General features: G+C 53.1%; 19 protein-coding genes. 8 read left to right on the plus strand and 11 right to left on the minus strand.

Features of this window, described 5'->3' with window-relative positions; genetic code table 11:
• Positions 1-94: 94 nt before the first annotated feature.
• The 6 genes from phoU to ligB all read right to left on the minus strand — a co-directional run bounded on the left by phoU (position 95) and on the right by ligB (position 6,697).
• Entirely contained in the window at positions 95-820 is a 726-nt protein-coding gene (gene phoU / locus GTPT_RS02465) for a phosphate signaling complex protein PhoU (protein ID WP_025901571.1), read from the minus strand.
• Positions 821-891: 71 nt separating this feature from the next.
• The gene (gene pstB / locus GTPT_RS02470; RefSeq protein ID WP_029991276.1) at positions 892-1,665 is read right to left on the minus strand and encodes a phosphate ABC transporter ATP-binding protein PstB; all 774 of its coding nucleotides are present in this window, start codon (positions 1,663-1,665) and stop codon (positions 892-894) included.
• 52 nt (positions 1,666-1,717) lie between these two features.
• Positions 1,718-2,605 (minus strand): phosphate ABC transporter permease PstA, encoded by an 888-nt coding sequence (pstA, locus tag GTPT_RS02475; RefSeq protein ID WP_029991277.1) that lies wholly within the window; start codon positions 2,603-2,605, stop codon positions 1,718-1,720.
• Positions 2,602-3,564, minus strand: coding sequence for a phosphate ABC transporter permease PstC (gene pstC, locus GTPT_RS02480; protein WP_025901574.1), 963 nt, complete (start codon positions 3,562-3,564; stop codon positions 2,602-2,604). Before pstC ends, pstA begins: the two co-directional genes overlap by 4 nt.
• A gap of 74 nt (positions 3,565-3,638) precedes the next feature.
• The gene (pstS, locus tag GTPT_RS02485; protein ID WP_025901575.1) at positions 3,639-4,682 is read right to left on the minus strand and encodes a phosphate ABC transporter substrate-binding protein PstS; all 1,044 of its coding nucleotides are present in this window, start codon (positions 4,680-4,682) and stop codon (positions 3,639-3,641) included.
• 308 nt (positions 4,683-4,990) lie between these two features.
• Positions 4,991-6,697 carry an NAD-dependent DNA ligase LigB gene (gene ligB, locus GTPT_RS02495; RefSeq protein ID WP_244875088.1) on the minus strand — a complete coding sequence of 569 codons (1,707 nt, stop codon included), beginning with the start codon at positions 6,695-6,697 and terminating at the stop codon, positions 4,991-4,993.
• A 236-nt stretch (positions 6,698-6,933) separates the two neighbouring features.
• On the opposite strand from ligB, the gene gmk reads away from it, so the two are divergent.
• The 7 genes from gmk to GTPT_RS02530 all read left to right on the plus strand — a co-directional run bounded on the left by gmk (position 6,934) and on the right by GTPT_RS02530 (position 16,138).
• The gene (gene gmk / locus GTPT_RS02500) at positions 6,934-7,557 is read left to right on the plus strand and encodes a guanylate kinase (RefSeq protein ID WP_025901578.1); all 624 of its coding nucleotides are present in this window, start codon (positions 6,934-6,936) and stop codon (positions 7,555-7,557) included.
• 54 nt (positions 7,558-7,611) lie between these two features.
• Positions 7,612-7,887, plus strand: coding sequence for a DNA-directed RNA polymerase subunit omega (rpoZ, locus tag GTPT_RS02505; protein ID WP_025901579.1), 276 nt, complete (start codon positions 7,612-7,614; stop codon positions 7,885-7,887).
• 21 nt (positions 7,888-7,908) lie between these two features.
• Complete coding sequence (gene spoT, locus GTPT_RS02510) at positions 7,909-10,026, plus strand: bifunctional GTP diphosphokinase/guanosine-3',5'-bis pyrophosphate 3'-pyrophosphohydrolase (protein WP_025901580.1); 2,118 nt, start codon at positions 7,909-7,911, stop codon at positions 10,024-10,026.
• A 4-nt stretch (positions 10,027-10,030) separates the two neighbouring features.
• Positions 10,031-10,741 carry a tRNA (guanosine(18)-2'-O)-methyltransferase TrmH gene (gene trmH, locus GTPT_RS02515; RefSeq protein ID WP_038010762.1) on the plus strand — a complete coding sequence of 237 codons (711 nt, stop codon included), beginning with the start codon at positions 10,031-10,033 and terminating at the stop codon, positions 10,739-10,741.
• Complete coding sequence (gene recG, locus GTPT_RS02520; RefSeq protein WP_029991283.1) at positions 10,738-12,816, plus strand: ATP-dependent DNA helicase RecG; 2,079 nt, start codon at positions 10,738-10,740, stop codon at positions 12,814-12,816. The genes trmH and recG overlap by 4 nt, the downstream gene beginning before the upstream one ends.
• Before the next feature lie 84 nt (positions 12,817-12,900).
• A complete protein-coding gene (locus GTPT_RS02525; RefSeq protein ID WP_029991285.1) occupies positions 12,901-14,289 on the plus strand; it encodes a nucleobase:cation symporter-2 family protein in 1,389 nt (462 codons plus the stop codon).
• 166 nt (positions 14,290-14,455) lie between these two features.
• A complete protein-coding gene (locus tag GTPT_RS02530; protein ID WP_029990040.1) occupies positions 14,456-16,138 on the plus strand; it encodes an AsmA family protein in 1,683 nt (560 codons plus the stop codon).
• Between the two features lie 41 nt (positions 16,139-16,179).
• Here GTPT_RS02530 and fabY read toward each other — a convergent pair whose 3' ends face one another.
• From fabY to typA, 5 genes are all read right to left on the minus strand, one after another.
• Positions 16,180-17,121, minus strand: coding sequence for a fatty acid biosynthesis protein FabY (gene fabY, locus GTPT_RS02535; RefSeq protein WP_025901585.1), 942 nt, complete (start codon positions 17,119-17,121; stop codon positions 16,180-16,182).
• 59 nt (positions 17,122-17,180) lie between these two features.
• Positions 17,181-17,618: a D-aminoacyl-tRNA deacylase gene (dtd, locus tag GTPT_RS02540; protein ID WP_025901586.1), complete on the minus strand. Its 438-nt coding sequence runs from the start codon at positions 17,616-17,618 to the stop codon at positions 17,181-17,183.
• A complete protein-coding gene (locus GTPT_RS02545; RefSeq protein WP_025901587.1) occupies positions 17,615-18,466 on the minus strand; it encodes a virulence factor BrkB family protein in 852 nt (283 codons plus the stop codon). Before GTPT_RS02545 ends, dtd begins: the two co-directional genes overlap by 4 nt.
• A 48-nt stretch (positions 18,467-18,514) precedes the next feature.
• Entirely contained in the window at positions 18,515-19,120 is a 606-nt protein-coding gene (yihX, locus tag GTPT_RS02550; RefSeq protein ID WP_025901588.1) for a glucose-1-phosphatase, read from the minus strand.
• Positions 19,121-19,349: 229 nt separating this feature from the next.
• The gene (gene typA / locus GTPT_RS02555) at positions 19,350-21,173 is read right to left on the minus strand and encodes a ribosome-dependent GTPase TypA (RefSeq protein WP_029990043.1); all 1,824 of its coding nucleotides are present in this window, start codon (positions 21,171-21,173) and stop codon (positions 19,350-19,352) included.
• 453 nt (positions 21,174-21,626) lie between these two features.
• Here typA and glnA point away from each other — a divergent pair, with 453 nt between their 5' ends.
• Positions 21,627-23,036, plus strand: a complete 1,410-nt coding sequence (glnA, locus tag GTPT_RS02560; protein ID WP_025901590.1) for a glutamate--ammonia ligase — start codon at positions 21,627-21,629, stop codon at positions 23,034-23,036.
• Positions 23,037-23,124 lie beyond the last annotated feature (88 nt).

A 23,124-nucleotide genomic window follows, 5' to 3' on the forward strand; every position in this document is an offset into this window, starting at 1 on the left:
GGAGGAAGTATAAAAAGGATGGGGCAGACAAGCTATGGATAGATTAATACACCAGCCGCTGCTATCCGGGCGGATAGCAGCGGGATAATGCCTGTTACTCCGGAAGGTTATCTCCGGCTAATAACTGGTCCAGCTTATCGCCACCCAGGTGGCGGAAATCCTGACCTTTGACAAAATAAAAAATAATTTCGCAGATATTCTGACAACGATCGCCAATACGCTCGATAGCACGGGCACAGAAAAGTGCCGTCAGTACGCTAGGGATAGTCCGCGGATCTTCCATCATATAGGTCATCAGCTGGCGGATAATGCCTTCATACTCTTTATCCACCTTTTTATCTTCACGATAAATCTCGATAGCCGCGTTCAGGTCCATACGTGTAAACGCATCCAGAACATCGTGCAGCATCTGTACCGCATGACGGCCGAGAGACTCCAGACTCACCAGCAGCGGCTGGTGGTTCTGACCGAATTTTTCAAGCGCAGTACGACTGATCTTTTCAGCCACATCCCCAATGCGCTCCAGTTCGGAGATAGTCTTAATGATAGCCATCACCATACGTAAATCGCTGGCCGTCGGCTGACGTTTAGCAATAATCCGGACACAATGATCATCAATATCGACTTCCATCATATTCACTTTCTGGTCGTCATTAATCACCCGCTGAGCCAGTTCACTGTCCATATTCTGCATGGCCGTGATGGCGTCGGTCAGTTGTTGCTCAACCAGCCCCCCCATAATCATGACCTGGGTCCGGATATGCTCCAGCTCAGCATTAAACTGCCCGGAAATGTGTTTATTTAAATTCAGACTATCCATGGTGTTCTCCAGTATCGCAATCGCTCTCTGTCATGCAGAGGGTGGCAAAGGGTCAGGGGCATGGCCGGGGCTCAGCCGTAGCGGCCTGTAATATAGTCTTCGGTTTGTTTCCGGGCCGGTTTGGTAAACAGCGTATCGGTATCACAGAATTCAATCAGTTCGCCCATATACATAAAGGCAGTATGGTCAGAACAACGCGCGGCCTGTTGCATATTATGAGTCACAATCACCACGGTATAATCCCGTTTTAATTCACTGATCAGCTCTTCAATACGTCCGGTAGAAATCGGGTCGAGGGCTGAGCAGGGCTCATCAAGTAACAGAACTTCCGGACGAATGGCGATACCGCGGGCAATACACAAACGTTGCTGCTGTCCCCCCGACAGACTATAGCCACTCTGATTCAGCTTATCTTTGGTTTCCGTCCACAGGGCCGCTTTGGTCAAAGCCCATTGCACACGTTCGTCCATTTCGGCACGGGACAACTTCTCAAATAAACGAACACCAAACGCGATATTATCGTAGATAGACATCGGGAAAGGTGTCGGCTTCTGAAAGACCATCCCGACACGGGCACGTAATAACGCGATATCCTGGCTATTTTCGAGAATATTTTCACCGTCCAGCAGGATCTGTCCTTCGGCACGCTGCTCCGGATAGAGCTGATACATTTTGTTCAGCGTACGCAGCAGCGTTGATTTGCCACAACCGGAAGGCCCGATAAATGCGGTCACTTCGTTGCGAGCAATATCCAGATTAATATTTTTCAGCGCGTGAAATTTACCGTAATGGAAGTTCAGGTCACGGACCTGAATTTTAGCTGCCGCTGCATTAATTTGTGCCATATTCATGCTTCGTCTCTCTTATCCCGGCGCCGCATCCGCCACGCCGTAAAAATTAGTGTTTACGCTTAGTAAAAATAACCCGTGCCAGGATGTTCAGCAGCAAGACACACAGGGTAATAATCAGCACGCCCGCCCAGGCCAGACTTTGCCATTGAGGAAAAGGACTCATCGCAAATTTATAAATGGTCACCGGCAGGTTAGCCAGTGGCTGCATCATGTCGGTGCTCCAGAACTGGTTTGACAGCGCTGTAAACAGTAAGGGCGCCGTTTCGCCGGCAATACGGGCAATCGCCAGCAATACTCCGGTCATAATGCCGGAAACGGAAGCTTTCAGCGTAATGGCCAGGATCATTCGCCACTTCGGCGTCCCCAGTGCATAAGCGGCCTCGCGCATCGTATCCGGTACCAGCTTCATCATGTTTTCTGTGGTACGGATAACAATCGGTACCTGTAACAATGCCAGCGCCAGTACACCTGCCCAACCGGAGAAATGGTGCATCTTTGCAACAACCAGCGTATAGACAAACAACCCGATCACTATCGAAGGCGCTGATAGCAGGATATCGTTAATAAAACGGATGACCTCTGCCAGAAGTGATTTACGACCATATTCGGCCAGATAAATCCCTGCCAGAATACCCAGCGGGGTACCAATGACCGTAGCCCACAGGATAAGCAGACCACTACCGGCCAGGGCATTCGCCAGGCCGCCGCCATCAGTATTTGGCGGAGGCGTTGACTGAGTAAACAGATCCAGAGACAGTCCGCCCACCCCGCGTGAAACCGTGGTCCAGAGGATCCAGACCAGCCAGAACAGACCAAAAACCATGGTGAGCAGTGAAAAAAAGATCGCTATCTTATTTTTCAGGCTACGGCGTGACTGCATTTTACGGCGGGACGCCGCAAGCGCGGCCCGGGCGCCGGGATCCAACGTCGTCATGAGCGGCCTCCTTCACTTTTAGCCAGGCGCAGTATCATCAGTTTGGAAATCGCCAGTACCACAAAAGTAATGAAGAACAGAATTAATCCCAGCTCCATCAATGCCGCTACGTGTAACCCGGAGGAGGCTTCCGCAAACTCATTCGCCAGCGCAGAGGTAATACTGTTGCCTGGCATATAGAGCGAGGCACTGTCCAGTTGATAGGTATTGCCGATAATAAAGGTGACGGCCATCGTTTCACCTAATGCGCGCCCCAGTCCGAGCATCACCCCCCCGATCACGCCGTTACGGGTAAAAGGCAGCACGATGTTCCAGATAACTTCCCACGTAGTACAGCCGAGTCCATAAGCAGACTCTTTCATCATCACCGGGGTTTGCTCGAAGACATCCCGCATTACCGAGGCGATGTAAGGAATGATCATAATCGCCAGGATAACGCCGGCCGCCAGGATACCGATACCGAACGCAGGACCTGAGAATAACTGACCAATAAAAGGGACAGAAGACAGCAGGTCGCCGACCGGCGTCTGAAAATAGTTGGCAAATAAGGGAGCGAAAACAAATAGCCCCCACATGCCGTAAACAATGCTTGGGATCGCCGCCAGCAATTCAATCGCGGTGCCCAAAGGACGGCGCAGCCAGCCCGGGGAAAGTTCTGTCAGAAACAGGGCAATACCGAAGCTGACCGGTACGGCAATCAGCAGAGCTATTATTGACGTGACCACCGTTCCGTAAATAGGTACCAGCGCACCGAACTGCTGGTTCGGGGCATCCCAGGTTTTATTCCAGAGGAAGGCAAAACCAAATTTATGGATGCTGGGCCAGGAGGAGATGATCAGGGAAACGATAATACCGCCCAGAAGTAATAATACGACCAGCGCAGCCAGCCTGACCAGTGCGCTGAAGAGGATATCGCCTTGCTTTCCGGGGGCTTTAAATGTCGGCTTTCTTTCCGCCATAAGAGTCTCTGCTTCACGATTAACAGGGCGGCATTAGCCGCCCATGGGGTCACATGAGTTAACGGTATTCAGCCTTACTGGTACAGGGCTTTTCCGTTTTCATCAGTGATATTGGTTTTCCATGCACTACGGATTTCTTCTACAACAGACGCCGGTAAAGCCGCGTAGTCCAGGCTTTCTGCAGTCTTATCACCATGGCTATAAGCCCAGTCGAAGAATTTTAACACCGCTGCGCCTTTAGTGGCATCTGACTGCTTTTTATAAACCAGGATAAAGGTGGTTGAAGAGATAGGCCATGCATCATCGCCTTTCTGATAAGTCAGGTCCTGAGCGAATGTCTGTTTCCAGTCAGCCCCTTTCGCAGCGTTACTGAAGTTTTTCTCAGAAGGCAGGATAGCCTTACCATCTGCATCCACCAGTTTGGTATAGGTCAGGTTATTCTGTTTCGCATAAGCATACTCAACATAACCAATGGAGCCCGGCAGACGCTGTACAAAAGCGGCAACGCCATCATTCCCTTTACCGCCCAGCCCGACCGGCCAGTTCACGGTATTACCTTTCCCGATTTTATCTTTCCACTCGCTGTTCACTTTAGACAGGAAGCTTGTGAAGACAAACGACGTCCCTGAGCCGTCTGCACGGCGAACAACATTAATATTCGAGGAAGGTAACTTAATGCCCGGGTTCAGCTTCTCGATCGCCGGATCATTCCATTTTTTGATTTTTCCGAGATAGATGTCACCGACGGTTTCACCGTTCAGCGTCAGCTCACCGGATTTCACTCCCGGCAGGTTGACCGCCAGAACCACACCACCGATCACCGTCGGAAACTGGAAAAGACCGTGTTTCTGCAGATCCGCATCAGAAAGTGGTGCATCAGAAGCACCGAAATCAACGGTTTTGGCAATGATTTGATTCACACCACCGGAAGAACCAATCCCCTGATAGTTCACCTGACTACCATTCGCTTTCTGGTAATCCGCAGCCCAGCGGGCATATATCGGGGCCGGAAAGGTACCGCCCGCGCCGGTTAAATTGGTAGCTGCAAATGCAGAAACAGCGCTCAGAGACAATGTCGCTGCCAGTACCCGGGCAACAGTCTTATGCATCAGTGTCATATTCCCTCCGGGGGAGTGTATTTTCAGGCTCAATGCCAGTTTAAACGGGTTAGTCATGCTGCAGGAGGCAAAATAGGACAGTTTAATGACATTAAAATGTCCGAATTATGACAGTTTTATGACAGCCCCACTGCTCCTTTACCGCCAGAGGGTTGCCGGCCGGCACAAAGCCCGCCGCAACACGTCGAACACCGCAGCCTCTTCAGGCTGCAACGGTCCCTTTTTTCACGAAAACGCACCGCTGATATTGGATGGCCGGCAGTCTGCTCAGGTTTGTCATACCTGAAGATAAAAATGTCCGCTGCCGGTTACTCACTGTCCCCGCGTTGTCTGACCGTTGTCTGCGGTATCTTCGCCATCTGCTGCTGTAGAAAGGTAAGTAACACCCGGAACCTGGCATCCTGAAGCCTTGCGCTGATCCCCCTGGCCCGCTCTGCACCAATACCCGGAAGGGACTGCCAGTCAGCCAGAGAGCGGGCTGACAATGCTGTAAGCTCTTCACTACGTAAGTGCCTTGCTGCCTGACGGGGAACCGGAACCCCCAGAGCCTGCAGCCAGCGGATCGCCGGCAGTTGCCGGGCCTGAAGGAATTGCCGGACCATTGCCGCGGATCGGACAGGACTGAACCCGGCCTGCACCAGTTGTGCCGGGGTGAACGACATCCATGACAGAAGATGGTCAAATTCCGGTACAGACAGCATTTGCTGCCAGCTGCCACGGCTGATCCCCCGAAGGTTCAGCCCCTGCCGTTCACTCAGACCACTCAGCCTGGATAAAAATTGTTCACGGCATGCGGTCGTCAGCCGGAAACAGCTGAATTCATGAAACCTGGCCTCTGACGGCGGGGCAGGATAATGACGCTCAGCCACCCGCCACACCACTCGTCGGATGGCAGGAACCCCCTGCCCGGCCAGCCCGATGATGACTTCATCCCCGGGAAGAATATCCCGGCGTCGCCAGGCTGCGACAGTCCCGAGACTGACGCGGCTGATGCGTTTATCGTCAAGCGGTACCGGCTGCAGCGTCGCGACAACGGACACTTTTCCTGTCCGTCCGACCGTAAAACGGATCTCCCGGACGCCGGTACTGATTTCGGGGGCCGGATATTTCCAGGCTGCAGACCAGAGGTTATGCCCGGGTCGCCATTGCTGCGAAGCCGCAGGAAGGGAGTGGATCACAATACCGTCTGTAGTAAAGGGTAACTCGCCGCGAAACCAACGGTCACGCCACAGCGCAACCTCCTCTGCCGTTACCACCTCCCGGGTCCATGCTCTCGTCAGGGGAAAACCCCACTCCGACAGTTGCGTAATGCGTGTCTGTAACGACGGCGGGCCATCCGGCCAGGCCCAGATAAAGATCCCCAGCCGCTGACCTGCCGGGAGAGAGCTCTGACTGCGCATCAGTCCTGCAACACGGGCCCTGTCACCCCCTCCGCCTTCCCGGGCCCGTCGATGTTGCCGCCGGGGTAAAAAAATTTCACCCTGTAGTACGATGATCGCCGCGTCTGCAGGGATCACCGGCGGAACCGCAGTAATTGCTAACGCTCTGCCAAGCCAGGGCTCGCCCTGCAAACCGTCCCCGCGGCTGGTCACGGCAGACAACTTACCGTGGCGGTATACCAGCGTGACCGCCACGCCGTCTATTTTAGGCTGTACGATGAGTGGTTGTTTATTCTGCATCCAGCGGGAAACCGCCAGCTTGTCTTTCAGCTTACGCACACCGGTATGCGCGACAGGATGCCGCTGACGGCCATCGGCTGGCCAGCGGGGGATAGCGCGCGACGGCGGTAACCCGGCACATTTCTGCCAAAGCGCTGCTTTTTCCGACAGCCGATCATAGTCGCTGTCACTTACCGGTGACAGCCCCTGGCGGTAGTAAGCATCATCCCACTGCCTGAGCTGTTGCTGAAGACCGGCCACTTCCGTCAACGCCCGGGCGGGGGTCCACGGGGGGCAGTCTGCCGCCATCACTGATAACCCTGTCAGCCCGCAGATAATAAGTAGTCGTCTGAACACAAGCACACCTCCGACCCCTGGTATGCCGCCTTTGTTACGGAAGTTCAGCAGAACATCTTGTATTACCGGAGATTTCTCACAAAAAAACCATCGGTTATCCGCCCGCAGGCAGCAGAATGCCCGGCGGCCCCGCAAATAAATCTGTGGCTAAATGCAAGCAAACGCTGCGCCAGAGCGCCGGGGCGTGTATAATCATGAGAATATTGTCCCCGCTCTTTACTCAATTCAAGATAACCATGGCTCAAGGTACGCTTTATATTGTCTCCGCCCCTAGCGGTGCGGGAAAATCCAGCCTGATACAGGCACTGCTGAAAACGCAGCCACTGTATGACACTCAGGTCTCAGTTTCACACACCACCCGGGACATTCGACCGGGCGAAGTCGCAGGCGAGCACTATTATTTCGTCTCTAAAGACGAGTTCCGTACCATGATTGCTGAAAATGCATTTCTGGAGTATGCCGAGGTATTTGGTAACTATTACGGTACCTCCCGTCAGGCGATTGAACAGGTGCTGTCGACAGGGGTCGACGTTTTTCTGGATATCGACTGGCAAGGCGCACAACAGATCCGTCATCAGATGCCGGAAGCTCGCAGCATCTTTGTTCTGCCGCCCTCAAAAGATGAGCTGGACAGACGTCTGAGAGGCCGTGGTCAGGACAGTGAAGACATTATCGAAAAGCGTATGGCGAAGGCTGTCGATGAAATGAGTCATTATGCAGAGTACGATTATCTGATTGTTAATGATGACTTTGATCTTGCGCTTTCGGATCTGAAGACCATTATCCGTGCAGAACGACTGCGTATTCGCCGTCAGACTGCGCGACATGATGCATTAATCAGCAAATTATTGGCACACTGAACCGGGTTTCAGTATGATGCCCAGTCATTTCTTCATCTGTGGAGTAGCACACTTATGGCACGCGTAACCGTTCAGGACGCAGTAGAAAAAGTTGGAAACCGTTTTGACCTGGTATTGGTCGCTGCACGTCGTGCACGTCAGATGCAGGTCGGAGGCAAAGATGCCCTGGTTCCGGAAGAGAACGATAAAACCACGGTTATCGCTTTACGTGAAATCGAAGAAGGGCTGATCACAAACCAGATTCTGGACGTACGTGATCGTCAGGAACAGCATGAACAGGAAGCGGCCGAACTTCAGGCTGTGACCGCGATTGCTGAAGGTCGTCGTTAATCTGACTGTTGCAGGCCGCCTTTGTATCTGTTTGAAAGTCTTAATCAACTGATTGAAAAATATTTGCCTGAGGATCAGATTAAACGCCTCAGGCAAGCCTATCTTGTTGCTCGTGATGCCCATGAGGGTCAGACGCGTTCCAGCGGTGAGCCTTATATTACCCATCCGGTAGCCGTTGCCTGTATTCTGGCTGAAATGCGACTCGACCATGAAACTCTCATGGCCGCGTTATTGCACGATGTGATTGAGGATACCCCGGCCACCTACCAGGATATGGAGCAACTGTTTGGTCAGAGTGTCGCAGAGCTTGTCGAAGGCGTATCCAAGCTGGATAAGCTGAAATTCCGCGATAAAAAAGAAGCTCAGGCAGAAAACTTCCGCAAGATGATCATGGCCATGGTACAGGATATCAGGGTCATATTAATCAAGCTGGCAGACCGGACACACAATATGCGGACCCTCGGTTCGCTTCGTCCGGACAAGCGGCGGCGTATCGCGCTGGAAACGCTGGAAATTTACAGCCCCCTGGCCCACCGGCTGGGTATCCATCACCTGAAAACGGAACTGGAAGAGCTCGGGTTTGAAGCGCTCTACCCTAACCGTTATCGGGTGATTAAAGAGGTGGTGAAAGCGGCCCGCGGTAACCGGAAAGAGATGATCCAGAAAATACTGGCCGAAATCGATGGCCGGTTACAGGAATCCGGTATCCCCTGCCGTGTCAGCGGACGTGAGAAACACCTCTACTCTATCTATCAGAAAATGCATCTCAAAGAGCAGCGTTTTCATTCCATTATGGATATCTATGCCTTTCGCGTGATCGTGAAAGATGTCGATACCTGTTACCGTGTCCTTGGGCAAATGCACAGTTTGTATAAGCCTCGCCCGGGCCGGGTGAAAGATTATATTGCTATCCCCAAAGCCAACGGCTATCAGTCTCTTCATACATCCATGATTGGGCCACACGGTGTGCCTGTGGAAGTACAGATCCGTACCGAAGATATGGATCAGATGGCAGAGATGGGGGTTGCGGCACACTGGGCCTATAAAGAACATGGCGAAAGTGGTTCCACCACCGCTCAGGTTCGCGCCCAGCGCTGGTTACAGAGTCTGCTGGAACTGCAGCAAAGTACAGGGAACTCCTTCGAATTTATCGAAAGTGTGAAATCCGATCTGTTCCCTGACGAAATCTACGTCTTTACCCCGGAAGGTCGCATTGTCGAACTGCCGGCAGGTGCAACGCCGGTCGACTTTGCCTATGCCGTCCATACGGATATCGGCCATGCCTGTGTGGGTGCCAGGGTAGATCGCCAGCCTTATCCGTTATCACAGTCACTGTCCAGCGGACAGACCATCGAAATTATTACCGCGCCAGGTGCCCGGCCAAATGCTGCCTGGCTCAACTTTGTGGTCAGCTCAAAAGCCAGGGCTAAAATCCGTCAGTTACTGAAAAACCTGAAGCGGGAAGAGTCCGTGAGTCTCGGACGCCGTCTGCTCAGCCATGCGCTGGGCGGCAGTAAAAAGCTGGCTGAAGTTCCGCAGGAAAATATCCGCCATGAACTGGAACGGATGAAACTGGCGTCTCTGGATGATCTGCTGGCAGAAATCGGTCTCGGTAACGCGATGAGCGTTGTTGTGGCTAAGAATTTACTGCCGGGAGAACCGACAGAGCACTTGCCTCAGGCGACCAGTAAAAAGCATAAGCTGCCGATTAAAGGGGCTGACGGTGTACTGATCACCTTCGCAAAATGTTGCCGGCCTATTCCCGGTGACCCGATTGTAGCGCATGTCAGTCCCGGTAAAGGGCTGGTGGTGCATCATGAATCCTGTCGTAACATCCGGGGCTATCAGAAAGAAGCAGAGAAGTTTATGCCGGTCGAATGGGACAAAGAGACCGGACAGGACTTTGTGACAGAAATTAAAGTCGATATGCTCAACCATCAGGGTGCCCTGGCAAACCTGACAGCAGCGATCAACACCTGTCATTCCAATATTCAGAGCCTGAATACCGAAGAACGTGATGGCCGGGTTTATACTGCCTTTATGCGCCTCACGGTCCATGACCGTATTCATCTGGCGGATATTATGCGGAAAATTCGTGTAATGCCGGATGTGATTAAAGTACATCGGAACCGTAACTGATCACATGAATGACCAACGTTTTTCCCGGATAGCGGAAATGCTGGCCCGTCGCCAGCATGACCTGACAGTATGCATGGAACAGGTCCATAAACCCCATAATGTTTCTGCGGTGATCCGCACGGCAGATGCGGTCGGCATTCATCATGTCCACGCCGTCTGGCCCGGGGATCGCATGCGTACCGCCGTTTCCTCCTCCGCCGGCAGTAATAGCTGGGTCAATGTCATCACGCACCGAAGCATCGGAGAAGCCGTCAGCACGGTAAAATCTGCAGGTATGCAGGTTCTGGCGACCCATCTTTCCGATACGGCCGTAGATTTCCGTGACATCGATTATACCCGGCCTACCTGTATTCTGATGGGCCAGGAGAAAACGGGTATCACCCGGGAAGCGCTGGACCTCGCTGACCAGGATATTATTATTCCGATGCTGGGGATGGTGCAGTCACTGAATGTTTCAGTCGCCTGCGCCCTGATCCTGTATGAAGCACAACGTCAGCGACAAATCGCCGGTATGTACGAGCGTGACCACTGTTTGCTGGACGAGGCTGAACAGCAACGTCTGTTATTCGAAGGTGGCTACCCTGTACTGGCTCGGGTCGCGCGGCAAAAAGGGCTGCCCTATCCCCGGATCAACGATCAGGGTGAGGTAGAAGCCGATGAGCACTGGTGGTCTGCCATGCAGGCAACCGGTCATAGCCGAAAGCATAAAAAATGAAAGGCCGCCTGCTCGACGCCATTCCGCTGAATACCCTGACCGGCGTTGGCGCCAGTCAGGCTGCAAAACTGGCAAAGCTTGGCCTGCATACCTTGCAGGATTTATTACTGCACCTTCCCGTTCGCTACGAAGACCGTACCCGCCTGTATCGGATCAATGACTTACTGCCCGGCCTCTTTGCCACCATAGAAGGTGAAGTCCTCTCCACGGAAGTCTCCTTCGGACGACGCCGGATGATGGTCTGCCAGATCAGTGACGGCAGTGGCATCGTCACGCTGCGCTTTTTTAACTTCAATGCCGGCATGAAAAATGCGCTGGCAAAAGGCAGCCATGTGGTTGCCTACGGCGAGATCAAACGCGGGCAACGGGGCGCTGAAATTATTCATCCCGAATACCGGATCACCGGACAACAACAGGTGACGAAATTACAGGAAACGCTGACCCCGGTCTACCCGGCTACCGAAGGTATCCGCCAGGCGACGCTGCGTAAACTGACCGACCAGGCCCTGCAATTACTGGAAAGCTGCCCGATTGATGAACTGCTGCCTGCTGAACTGCGTGGCGGCATGATGTCACTGGCCGACGCCCTGAAAACGCTACACCGTCCCCCGCCGGGGTTATTGCTCAGCGACCTGGAACAAGGGAAACATCCGGCACAGCAACGTCTGATCACCGAAGAATTACTGGCCCATAACCTGAGTATGCTGGCGGTACGGGCCGGCGCACAGCGTCATCATGCCCGCCCCATGCCGGCAGACCACCGCCTCAGCCGGCAATTTCTGGCCTCGCTACCCTTTGCCCCGACCGGAGCACAGACGCGGGTAGTCAAAGAAATCGAGCAGGATCTGCAGCATGACTACCCGATGCTACGCCTGGTTCAGGGGGATGTCGGTTCAGGTAAAACGCTGGTGGCCGCACTGGCAGCATTAAATGTCATTGCCCATGGCTATCAGGTCGCACTGATGGCCCCGACAGAACTACTGGCAGAACAACATGCCAGTAATTTCCGCCAGTGGCTGGCACCGTTAGGTATCGAGGTGGGCTGGCTGGCCGGCAAGCAGAAAGGTAAAGCTCGTCAGGCGCAGCAGGAAGCCATTGCCAGTGGTCAGGTTTCTATGATTGTCGGTACACATGCATTGTTTCAGGAGCAGGTGAAATTTAACGGGCTGGCACTGGTCATTATTGATGAACAACACCGGTTCGGGGTACATCAGCGCCTGTCACTGTGGGAAAAAGGGGAGCAACAGGGCTTCCATCCGCATCAGTTAATTATGACCGCGACCCCGATCCCCCGTACGCTTGCCATGACGGCGTACGCCGATCTGGAAACCTCTACCATTGATGAGCTGCCTCCGGGCCGTACGCCGGTTACGACGGTGGCCATCCCGGATACCCGTCGTGACGACATCATTCAGCGGGTCGGGCAGGCCTGCCGGCAGGGACGTCAGGCCTACTGGGTCTGTACCCTTATCGAAGAGTCTGACCAGCTTGAGGCACAAGCCGCAGAAGCCACCTGCCAGGAACTGCAACTTGCGCTGCCTGAGATGAAAATCGGTCTGGTACACGGACGGATGAAACCTGCCGACAAGCAGGCCATCATGCAGCAGTTTAAAGCAAACCAGTTACACCTGCTGGTCGCCACCACGGTCATTGAAGTGGGTGTCGATGTACCCAATGCCAGCCTGATGATCATCGAAAATCCTGAGCGGCTCGGGCTTGCCCAGCTGCACCAGCTGCGGGGCCGCGTCGGGCGCGGGGCCGTCGCCTCCCACTGTGTTTTACTGTATAAATCGCCGCTCAGTAAAACAGCACAGAAACGTTTACAGGTGTTACGTGACAGTAATGACGGGTTTGTTATTGCCCAGCATGACCTGGAAATCCGTGGCCCGGGAGAATTACTGGGTACACGCCAGACAGGTAATGCGGAATTCAGAGTCGCCGATCTGCTCCGCGATCAGGCGATGATCCCGGCCATACAACGTATTGCACGCCATCTTCATGAGCAATATCCGGCGCAGTCGGTTGCACTGATTGAACGCTGGCTGCCCGCGACAGAACGTTTTTCCCACGCCTGAGAGTTCCTGCCCCGTTGGCAAACGTTTGCTTTTATCCGGCGGATAATTAAAATCGCTTTCTTTTATCTCGATCAGGATGCCTTGATGTCTGCCCATGCCCCGTTTGACCGACAACCTTCCGGTTCTTCACACAGTGATCTGGTTTACCGTCTGGAAGACAAACCGCCCTTACCGCAGGCCCTGTTCGCGGCATTGCAGCATTTGCTGGCAATGTTTGTGGCTGTGATCACGCCGGCATTACTCATCTGCCATGCCCTCGGCTTACCGGCACAGGACACCCGGCATATTATCAGTATGTCGTTATTCGCGTCCGGTATCGCCTCTGTGCTGCAAATCCGCACCTGGGGGCCGGTAGGTTCGGGGCTGCTCTCCATTCAGGGCACCAGCTTTAACTTTGTCTCCCTGCTGATCATGGGCGGCCTGGCGCTGAAACATGGGGGGGCCGATGTCCCGACGATGATGGCTGCTCTGTTTGGCACCCTTATGCTGGCTTCCTGTACCGAAATGCTGTTATCCCGCATTCTGCCGTATGCCCGTAAGGTGATTACTCCCCTGGTCTCCGGTATTGTCGTGATGATCATCGGTCTGTCGTTGATCCAGGTCGGATTAACCTCCATCGGAGGGGGCTTTAGCGCCATGAGCAACCACACCTTCGGCGCTCCGGAAAATCTGCTGCTGGCCGGTGTCGTTTTACTGACGATAATCCTGCTTAACCGTCAGAAAAACCCGTATCTGCGTATTGCCTCACTGGTGATCGCAATGGCCATCGGCTACCTGCTGGCGTGGTGCCTGCATATGCTGCCGGTAACTGCCGCGGATCCGGATGCTCCGCTGATCGCAGTGCCCCGCCCTTTTTACTATGGACTGGGCATTGACTGGAATTTGTTACTGCCGCTGATGCTGGTCTTTATGGTGACCTCCCTGGAAACCATCGGCGATATTACGGCGACCTCTGATGTCTCAGAACAACCGGTGAGTGGTCCTGTTTATATGAGACGCCTGAAGGGCGGCGTACTGGCTAACGGTATCAACTCCTGTGTGTCCGCGTTGTTTAATACCTTCCCTAACTCCTGTTTCGGGCAGAATAACGGCGTTATTCAACTGACAGGGGTCGCCAGCCGCTATGTCGGGTTCCTGGTGGCATTAATGCTGATTGTGCTGGGGCTTTTCCCGGCAGTGAGTGCAGCCGTTCAGCATATTCCTGAACCGGTGCTGGGCGGGGCCACGCTGGTCATGTTCGGCACGATTGCGGCCTCCGGAGTGCGTATTGTTTCCAGGCAGGCGATTGACCGGCGGGCTATCCTGATCATTGCCATTTCACTGGCCGTCGGCCTGGGCGTTTCCCAGCAACCGCAGATCCTGCAGTTTGCTCCTGACTGGCTAAAAACCCTGTTCTCTTCCGGCATTGCCGCCGGGGGGATCACGGCGATTATCCTGAATCTGATTTTTCCTGCAGACCAGGAAAGCGCATAAGGCAGAACTTCAGAGCAGAATGGCGGGGTAACCCCGCCATTCTGCTAACCGGTTCAGGCTGTTTTTTTCGCCTTCCGGTGGACTCCGCGCATGATCACCGTTGAGGTCTGAAGCAAATTCAGGCATAACAGACCTTCGCTTACCCTCAGGACTCAGGACCGACACCATGAAATTTATTGGAAAATTTTTCCTGATACTGCTGCTAATCCTTTTACTTGTGCTTATTACTGGCTATTTTTTGCTGAAAAGCGCCTGGGGAGCAGCCACGCTTAGTCGCTGGATCAGCGATGAAACCGCCTATCATTTGTCTATCGGCAGATTACACCACTCGTTCAGTACTCCGCTGGAAGTTACCTTAGACAACTTCAGTTTTGGTCATGATGGTCAGCCGGCCCTGGTCGTCGCCGATAAGGTAACACTGGATTTATCACTGCTTCAGTTCAGCTCTCCTTCCCGCTTTGATTCGATTACCCTGACGAACGGTGAAGTTAACCTGGCGAACATCAGTCCCGGTACGGCTATCCCGTTACAGGCAAATCACCTCCGGCTGAACAACATCAGCATCGTCGAGCCGGGTACGGGTACCGATTCCGGCTTTCAAGCCAGTCAGATAGTGGCAGATATTTCGCCCTGGAACCCCGGGGAAAACAGTCTGCAAGGCAGCCAGTATCACTTCAGTATGGGTATCGGACAGTTAACGCTAAACACACAGCAATTATCGAATATTCATGCCAACGGCCAGGTTGATCCGCAACAACTGACTCTGGATCATCTGGATGGTCAGGCAGAACGGGGCAATTTCTCCGGTTCATTGACCCGCGATGCGCAGGGTCACTGGCAGGTACAGCAACTCTCCCTGCAGGATATCCGGTTCCAGACCGAAAAAAACTTACCTGATTTTCTGGCACCGCTGGTCCGCCACAATATTCGTCCCGCACGGATAGATATCAGCCATGCCACCATTGTCGGCCCGGACTGGGCAGTCACAGATTTCAATATGCAGCTGGCCAATCCGCAATTACCGGCCAGTGACCTGCTGACTCAGGGAGGCACACTGAAATTACAAGCCAGTGAGCTGGTCTATGATAATAATGATTTTGTGTCGCCACAGGCCGACGCCGAAGCCACCCCTGAGGGTCTGCGAATAGACAGCATCAGTACTCACTGGAAAAACGGAACCCTAAGCGCCAGTGGTGACTGGCTGCGTGCTAACCGGCAACTGGCACTGAACAACCTGACAATCTCCGGGCTGGAATATACCCTGCCGCAGGACTGGCGTCAGTGGTGGATGGCTCCGTTACCTGACTGGCTGGACTCGGTGGTCGTTCATCAGTTGGCCGTGAGTAACTCGCTGGTGATCGATATCAATCCGGCATTTCCGTTCCAGATGACAGCATTGCATGGTACCGGCCACGAATTATTACTGGCCAGAAATCATCAGTGGGGGATTTGGTCCGGTGACAGTGAATGGAAAGCGACCGAAGCGACATTTAACCGCCGGGATATTAATGCCCCCTGGCTGAAACTCCATGCCGATGACCGGCAAATCACTGTCAGTGATCTGAAAATGCTGGCAGATAACGGTCCGCTGGTTGGCAGTGCTCAAATCTCACAGCAGCCGTCACGTAATTTCAGCCTCAGCTTACAAGGGCAGTCTGTTCCGACCGACCTTTTTGCCCACTGGGGCTGGCCGGTGACTCCCGCGGGTGAAAAAGGCAGTATTACGCTCAATGTGACCGGCAAGCTGCAGGCAGATCAGCCGCTTCGTCCGACCGTTAATGGTACGTTACACCTGAGCACCCCGGCAGGGGCACAACAGCAGTCCATGCAGGACGGCGTGATCCGTTAAATACCCACGGGCGCGACAGCGCCCGTCTGACCCGGCGTTGCTCAGTTAATTCCTGAGCCGCCTTCCTCCAGTGACCGCTGCGGATCGGCAGGCAAGACAATATAGACGCCCTCAAATACCGCACCGGTTTTTTCATCACCCTGTAGCTGTACATTCAGACGGACCCGGGCTTTCCGCCCCCGGGCCAGCCTGTCCAGGTCTCCGCGCAGTGAACCTAATTCAGCCACCGCTCCCGGCCGGCCGGTAATGGCACTGTGGTAACGGATATGGGCATCTGCCAGGACGATGGTTCCCCCCAGATGACGCTCCCGCAACAATAACCAGATCAACCCCCAGCCGGTTAATGTCGCCAGCGAAAAGAGGCTCCCCGCAAACAACGTATGATGGGGGTTCTGATTGCCGGTTTCCGGCATCGTGGTAATAAACTGATGCCCTGTGTATTGCTGAATACGGACCCCCATTTTTTCACTCAGGGGAATATGCTGGTACCAGGCCTGTTGCAACTGTTCACACCAGTCAGCCCGATGCAGAATATCGTCCATACTGACACTGGGCTTTATCATCAGAAAATGGCGAACCGGTGAGGTCTGTGCCGCAAGGATCTCCCCCTGATTGACATACCCCAGTTTGACGAAAAATTCGATAGCATCTTCACGGGCACTACAGGTGATACGTTTCACACCTTCCTGACGGGCCACGGATTCCAGCGTCATGATCAACAGTGTTCCCAGCCCTTTCCCACGCAGCGCCGGATCTACCGCGATAAACCGGATCGATGCCTCATTATCGGCATTAATATATAAACGTCCGACAGCCACCGGATGGTTATCTTCATCGACGACCATCTGATGATGCGCGGTAGCATCCCATGCTTCGCGCTCAGAGCCGACGGGCTGATTTAAAGGTTTGCGCAGCATTTCCCAGCGGAACTGAAAGTACGTTTCCAGCTCTTCCGGTGTTTCGGGCACTCGAAGGTGATACATATAAAAATTCTCCCTGCTGACCCATCAACGGTCCGGCCAGAGTACCGACATTTGTCTTATTACACCTGCAGCCAGAAAGTGACCGGTCCGTCATTGACCAGGCTCACCTGCATATCTGCGGCAAATTGCCCGTTTTCAGTAGTGACACCCTGCTGACGACAACATTCACTGAAATACTGATAAAGTGCCTGTGCTTTTTCCGGCGCAGCTCCCCCGGAGAATGACGGTCTCATCCCTTTACCGGTATCTGCCGCCAGAGTAAATTGCGACACCACCAACAGACTACCTTCTGCCTGCTGTAAATTCAGATTCATTTTCCCCTGCTCGTCGCTGAAAACACGATACCCCAGCACACGCTCAGCCAGCCGTTGCGCTTTTTTCTCGTCGTCTTCTTTTTCTACCGCCAGCAGCACCAGTAAGCCCGGGCCTATCTGGCCGACGACCCCACCGTCGACAGTGACACTGGCCTGAGTGACGCGTTGTATTAATGCAATCATGCGGTTTCCGACTCTTCTTTCTGTGATTGTTTCAGCTGCCGGTAATGCCCGATTGAGACCGTGATCTCTGCGCCCAGCAACACGATACACCAGGTCCAGTACATCCAGAGGATAAGGATCGGTATTACCGCCAACACCCCGTAGATCAGCTGATATGACGGGAACATGGTGACATACAGTGAAAATGCCTTTTTGCCCAGTTCAAACAGAATGCCGGCAAACAATGCACCGGTAAACGCATCCCGTGAAGGCACCTCACGTGTAGGCACAATACTATACAACAACCAGAAGGCTAGTACGGAAAGCAACAGGGGGAATAAGCGCAGCACAGGGTCCAGCAAATGAGTGACCCCGGTATCATTGAGCCATTGCACAGAGAGGAGATACGAGCTCATTGCCAGGCTTGCCCCGGCCAGTAACGGCCCCAGGGTAAGCACCATCCAGTAGACGGCAAACGAGAAAACCAGCGGCCGCTTTTTCGTACTTCGCCAGATGGTGTTCAATGCACTGTCAATCGAGTGCATCAGCAGCAGCGCTGTGACGATAAGCCCGATGGCTCCCACCGCCGTCATCCGGTTAACATTGGAAACGAAGCGTTCCAGATAATCTTCCACCACCGTGCCCGCGGCAGGGACAAAGTTATCAAAAATAAAATGCCGCAACTGGACGCTGATGTCAGAAAATACCGGGAAGGCAGCAAACAAGGCAAACACCACCGTCGCCAAAGGTACCAGCGCCAGCAACGAGACAAATGTCAGATTGCCGGCATGGACGGTCATATTATCGTCGTCAATGCGACGCCAAAGCAGCGCCACCCAGCTGAGCAGAAATTTTATCCGCTTGATCATATCGTTGAGCTCCCTGCCTATGAAATGAAAGACCCGGAGATCTGTCGGCTAGTGGGTCGCTACACTGGCAGAAAACCACTCTCTGAGGGTTTCAGGACCGGTGACCAGAACACTCTTGATCCCGAGGCGCTGAGCAGCCTCGATATTCTGCGGATTATCATCAAAGAAGATCGCATCCTGTGCCGTTACCCCTTCTTTTTCAAGCACAGTCTGGTAAATCTTCGCTTCAGGTTTACGCATCTGCATTTGCTGGGAGAGATAAACGGCATCGGCTGCATCAGTCACCTGCGGATAGTGTTCCGGCCAGAATTCGCAGTGCAGATTATTGGTATTTGACAGGATGACAACCCGGTGGCCTTGCGCCCGCAGTGCATTCATTTGTGCGACGACCTCGTTGCGGGCACCCACAAAAATAGCCTGCCAGCCCGCCGCAAACTGCGCATAGCTGAGGTTAATCTCCAGCATTTTACAGAGAGAGGCAGCAAACTGCTGATCGGTCAGCTCTCCGCGTTCATGCTGTTCAAACGCCTCGTCAAACGTAAAACGGTGCTGTAATAAAGCTAGCGGTACGCCACTCAGATGGCTCCAGACCCCCAGTGCCCGTTTGAAATCGATATCAACGATGACATTTCCTAAATCAAAGATATAGAGCATAGTCGTCTCCCTGGTTGTTATCGGTCATTTCACTTTAGCGGCAAATAGTCCCGGTTAACAGAGAGGCAGACAGAGAAAAATAGCAGAGCAGGTAACAAGCCTGCCTTCGGCACAGGAAAACAAGCCACAGACCGGGGGTTACGGACAAATGTACGCAGTATCACAGGCCGGCCTGCAGACATAAAAAAACCCCGGCTTGCCGGGGTTTTTTGCGTTACAGCAAGCTCAGTTAAGAGTCTTTGCCGCCACGGGAAGCACGTTTACGCTCATTCTCAGTCAGATGGCGCTTACGGATACGTACTGAGGTCGGAGTCACTTCAACCAGTTCATCATCATCGATGAATTCCAGAGCCTGCTCCAGAGACATCTTGATAGCAGGAACCAGAGTAGTGGCTTCATCCGTACCGGAAGCACGCATGTTGGTCAGTTTTTTACCGGTCAGGCAGTTCACGGTCAGGTCGTTTGAACGTGAGTGAATACCGATAATCTGGCCTTCATAAACTTCAGCACCGTGACCCAGGAACAGCTTACCGCGGTCCTGCAGGCTGTACAGTGCGAACGCAACAGCTTTACCCTGACCATTAGAAATCAGTACGCCGTTCTGACGCTGACCGACTTCACCCGGACGCAGGTCACCATAGTGGCTGAAGGTCGAATACAGCAGACCGGTACCTGAAGTCATGGTCATGAATTCGTTACGGAAGCCAATCAGACCACGGCTCGGGATTTCATAGTCAAGACGCACACGGCCTTTACCATCCGGATCCATGTTCTTCATGTCACCTTTACGCTCACCCATCGCCTGCATCACTGAACCCTGGTGCTGTTCTTCGATGTCCAGGGTCACGTTCTCGTAAGGTTCCTGCTTACGACCGTCAACTTCACGGAAGATAACTTTCGGACGGGATACCGCCAGTTCGAAACCTTCACGACGCATGTTTTCGATAAGTACAGACAGGTGAAGCTCACCACGACCAGATACACGGAAGGCATCAGCATCTTCGGTTTCTTCAACGCGCAGAGCAACGTTGTGTACCAGCTCTTTCTTCAGACGATCCAGGATCTGACGTGAAGTTACGTATTTACCTTCTTTACCACAGAATGGTGAGGTATTTACGCAGAAGTACATGCTAACGGTTGGTTCATCAACGGTCAGTGCAGGCAGCGCTTCAACATTCTGAGGATCACAGATAGTGTCAGAAATGTTCAGCTCACCCAGACCGGTGATAGCGATGATGTCTCCGGCTTCCGCCAGGTCGCTGTCGATACGTTCCAGACCCAGGTGGCCCAGGACTTTACCGACTTTACCGTTACGGGTTTTACCTTCGCTATCGATAACAGTCACTTGCTGGTTAGGTTTTACCTTACCACGCTTGATACGACCGATCCCGATAACACCCAGGTAGTTGTTGTAGTCCAGCTGAGAAATCTGCATCTGCAGAGAACCATCCAGATCAACGTTCGGCGCAGGTACGTGCTTAACGATAGCTTCATACAGTGGCGTCATGTCTTCCGCCATTGCAGCGTGATCATCACCGGCAATACCCTGGATAGCCGATGCATAAATGATCGGGAAGTCCAGCTGTTCGTCGGTCGCGTCCAGGTTAACAAACAGGTCAAATACCTGGTCGACAACCCAGTCAGGACGTGCGCCCGGACGGTCAATTTTGTTGATTACAACGATTGGCTTCAAACCATGAGCAAATGCTTTCTTGGTTACGAAGCGCGTCTGTGGCATCGGGCCGTCGATAGCATCAACCACCAGCAGCACAGAGTCTACCATCGACATGACACGTTCCACTTCACCACCGAAGTCGGCGTGTCCCGGAGTGTCGACGATATTGATTCGATAATCGTTCCACTTAATCGCGGTATTTTTCGCGAGGATAGTAATCCCACGCTCTTTCTCCAAATCGTTGGAGTCCATCACACGTTCAGTTGCTTCGGTACGGGCATCAAAAGTACCGGACTGTTGTAACAGCTTATCAACCAGGGTCGTTTTTCCATGGTCAACGTGCGCGATGATGGCGATATTACGCAAATTTTCGATCACAGCTTTGCCTCAGGCATTAGAAATAGCGAGCTATTGTACACGTATTAGGCGGAAGACTGAACATGATCACAGTATTCCGTGTAACTTTCTCACAGTCTTTTTTAAATGGCCTGTATCCGCAGCAGATTACGTACGTTTTTAGTGCAATGGAGAGCAGACAGAGATAGCATGCACCATCATAGTGCAATTCATCTCCCCTGATATCACCAAATTGGTGCATTGCGCCAGTATAGTGCCCCGCCCATTAATGCCGGTTGCCGCTAAAACCCCGTTTTCCGGTGAAATAAAAAGTTGGCACAGTTTTCGCTTAACCAAAGAGAAGCAACAACGACAGTTTCATAACGGTTGAAACGCTTGTCGGGAACTTTCCACCGGGAATTCACAGCGCCTCGTGAGTCATCGTCGGTTCAGTTCTCCATCCACGACAACAATGATTATTTCAGGAGAGTTAGTATGTCCGTTGAACACGTTCTCTCATTGATGAACGAACACGAAGTTAAGTTTGTTGATCTCCGTTTTACCGACAGTAAAGGTAAAGAGCAGCACGTCACCATCCCTGCTCACCAGGTCAACGAAGACTTCTTTGAAGAAGGGAAGATGTTCGATGGCTCATCCATCGGCGGCTGGAAAGGTATTAACGAATCAGACATGGTGCTGATGCCGGACCCAACCACCGCGGTACTGGACCCGTTTTTCGAAGACCCGACCCTGATCATCCGTTGTGATATTCTGGAACCAGGCACACTGCAAGGCTACGACCGTGACCCGCGCTCTATCGCGAAACGTGCCGAAGACTTCCTGCGCACTTCAGGTATCGCTGATACTGTACTGTTCGGACCGGAACCCGAGTTCTTCCTGTTTGATGACGTACGTTTCGGTTCAACCATGTCCGGTTCTCACGTGGCTATCGATGATATCGAAGCAGCATGGAACACCGGTAAAGCCTACGAAGGCGGTAACAAAGGCCATCGTCCTGGTGTGAAAGGCGGTTACTTCCCGGTACCTCCGGTCGACTCCTCACAGGACCTGCGTTCAGCAATGTGCCTGACGATGGAGCAGATGGGCCTGGTCGTTGAAGCACATCACCATGAAGTTGCTACTGCAGGCCAGAACGAAGTCGCTACCCGCTTTAACACCATGGTGAAAAAAGCCGACGAAATTCAAATCTATAAGTATGTGGTACACAACGTTGCACATGCTTACGGTAAAACTGCGACCTTTATGCCAAAACCTATGTTTGGCGATAATGGTTCAGGTATGCACTGCCATATGTCACTGTCTAAAGACGGTACTAACCTGTTCTCAGGTGACAAATACGGCGGCCTGTCTGAAACGGCGCTGTACTACATCGGCGGTATTATCAAACACGCGAAAGCGATTAATGCCCTGACTAACCCGACGACTAACTCATACAAGCGTCTGGTCCCGGGTTATGAAGCTCCGGTTATGCTGGCCTACTCTGCCCGTAACCGTTCAGCCTCAATCCGTATCCCGGTAGTTGCCAGCCCTAAAGCTCGCCGTATCGAAGCGCGTTTCCCGGACCCGGCGGCCAACCCATACCTGGCATTCGCAGCACTGCTGATGGCAGGTCTTGACGGTATTATCAACAAAATCCATCCTGGCGATGCGATGGATAAAAACCTGTATGACCTGCCTCCTGAAGAAGAAGCAGAGATCCCGAAAGTGGCAGGTTCTCTGGAAGAAGCGCTGGACGCACTGAACGAAGACCGTAGCTTCCTGACCCGTGGTGGCGTATTCACCGATGATACTATCGATGCCTATATCGCCCTGCGTAAAGAAGATAACGACCGTGTGCGTATGACTCCGCACCCGGTAGAGTTCGAGCTTTACTACAGCGTTTAATCTCTGCTGCAGAGTTGTTGGCGTGGAAAAATTCAGCCCATCTCCGGATGGGCTTTTTTCTCAGTAATTTCAATGTGTAATAATTATT

This window comes from Tatumella ptyseos ATCC 33301 (assembly GCF_000735525.1).
Classification (GTDB): domain Bacteria; phylum Pseudomonadota; class Gammaproteobacteria; order Enterobacterales; family Enterobacteriaceae; genus Tatumella; species Tatumella ptyseos.

Coding starts and splice junctions, on each gene's coding strand:
- pstB (WP_029991276.1), bottom strand. CDS start 1,665: ATGGCACAAATTAATGCAGCGGCAGCTAAAATTCAGGTCCGTGACCTG.
- pstA (WP_029991277.1), bottom strand. CDS start 2,605: ATGACGACGTTGGATCCCGGCGCCCGGGCCGCGCTTGCGGCGTCCCGC.
- trmH (WP_038010762.1), top strand. CDS start 10,031: ATGAATGACCAACGTTTTTCCCGGATAGCGGAAATGCTGGCCCGTCGC.
- pstS (WP_025901575.1), bottom strand. CDS start 4,682: ATGACACTGATGCATAAGACTGTTGCCCGGGTACTGGCAGCGACATTG.
- phoU (WP_025901571.1), bottom strand. CDS start 820: ATGGATAGTCTGAATTTAAATAAACACATTTCCGGGCAGTTTAATGCT.
- rpoZ (WP_025901579.1), top strand. CDS start 7,612: ATGGCACGCGTAACCGTTCAGGACGCAGTAGAAAAAGTTGGAAACCGT.
- GTPT_RS02545 (WP_025901587.1), bottom strand. CDS start 18,466: ATGATCAAGCGGATAAAATTTCTGCTCAGCTGGGTGGCGCTGCTTTGG.
- dtd (WP_025901586.1), bottom strand. CDS start 17,618: ATGATTGCATTAATACAACGCGTCACTCAGGCCAGTGTCACTGTCGAC.
- yihX (WP_025901588.1), bottom strand. CDS start 19,120: ATGCTCTATATCTTTGATTTAGGAAATGTCATCGTTGATATCGATTTC.
- GTPT_RS02525 (WP_029991285.1), top strand. CDS start 12,901: ATGTCTGCCCATGCCCCGTTTGACCGACAACCTTCCGGTTCTTCACAC.
- GTPT_RS02530 (WP_029990040.1), top strand. CDS start 14,456: ATGAAATTTATTGGAAAATTTTTCCTGATACTGCTGCTAATCCTTTTA.
- recG (WP_029991283.1), top strand. CDS start 10,738: ATGAAAGGCCGCCTGCTCGACGCCATTCCGCTGAATACCCTGACCGGC.
- fabY (WP_025901585.1), bottom strand. CDS start 17,121: ATGTATCACCTTCGAGTGCCCGAAACACCGGAAGAGCTGGAAACGTAC.
- gmk (WP_025901578.1), top strand. CDS start 6,934: ATGGCTCAAGGTACGCTTTATATTGTCTCCGCCCCTAGCGGTGCGGGA.
- glnA (WP_025901590.1), top strand. CDS start 21,627: ATGTCCGTTGAACACGTTCTCTCATTGATGAACGAACACGAAGTTAAG.
- pstC (WP_025901574.1), bottom strand. CDS start 3,564: ATGGCGGAAAGAAAGCCGACATTTAAAGCCCCCGGAAAGCAAGGCGAT.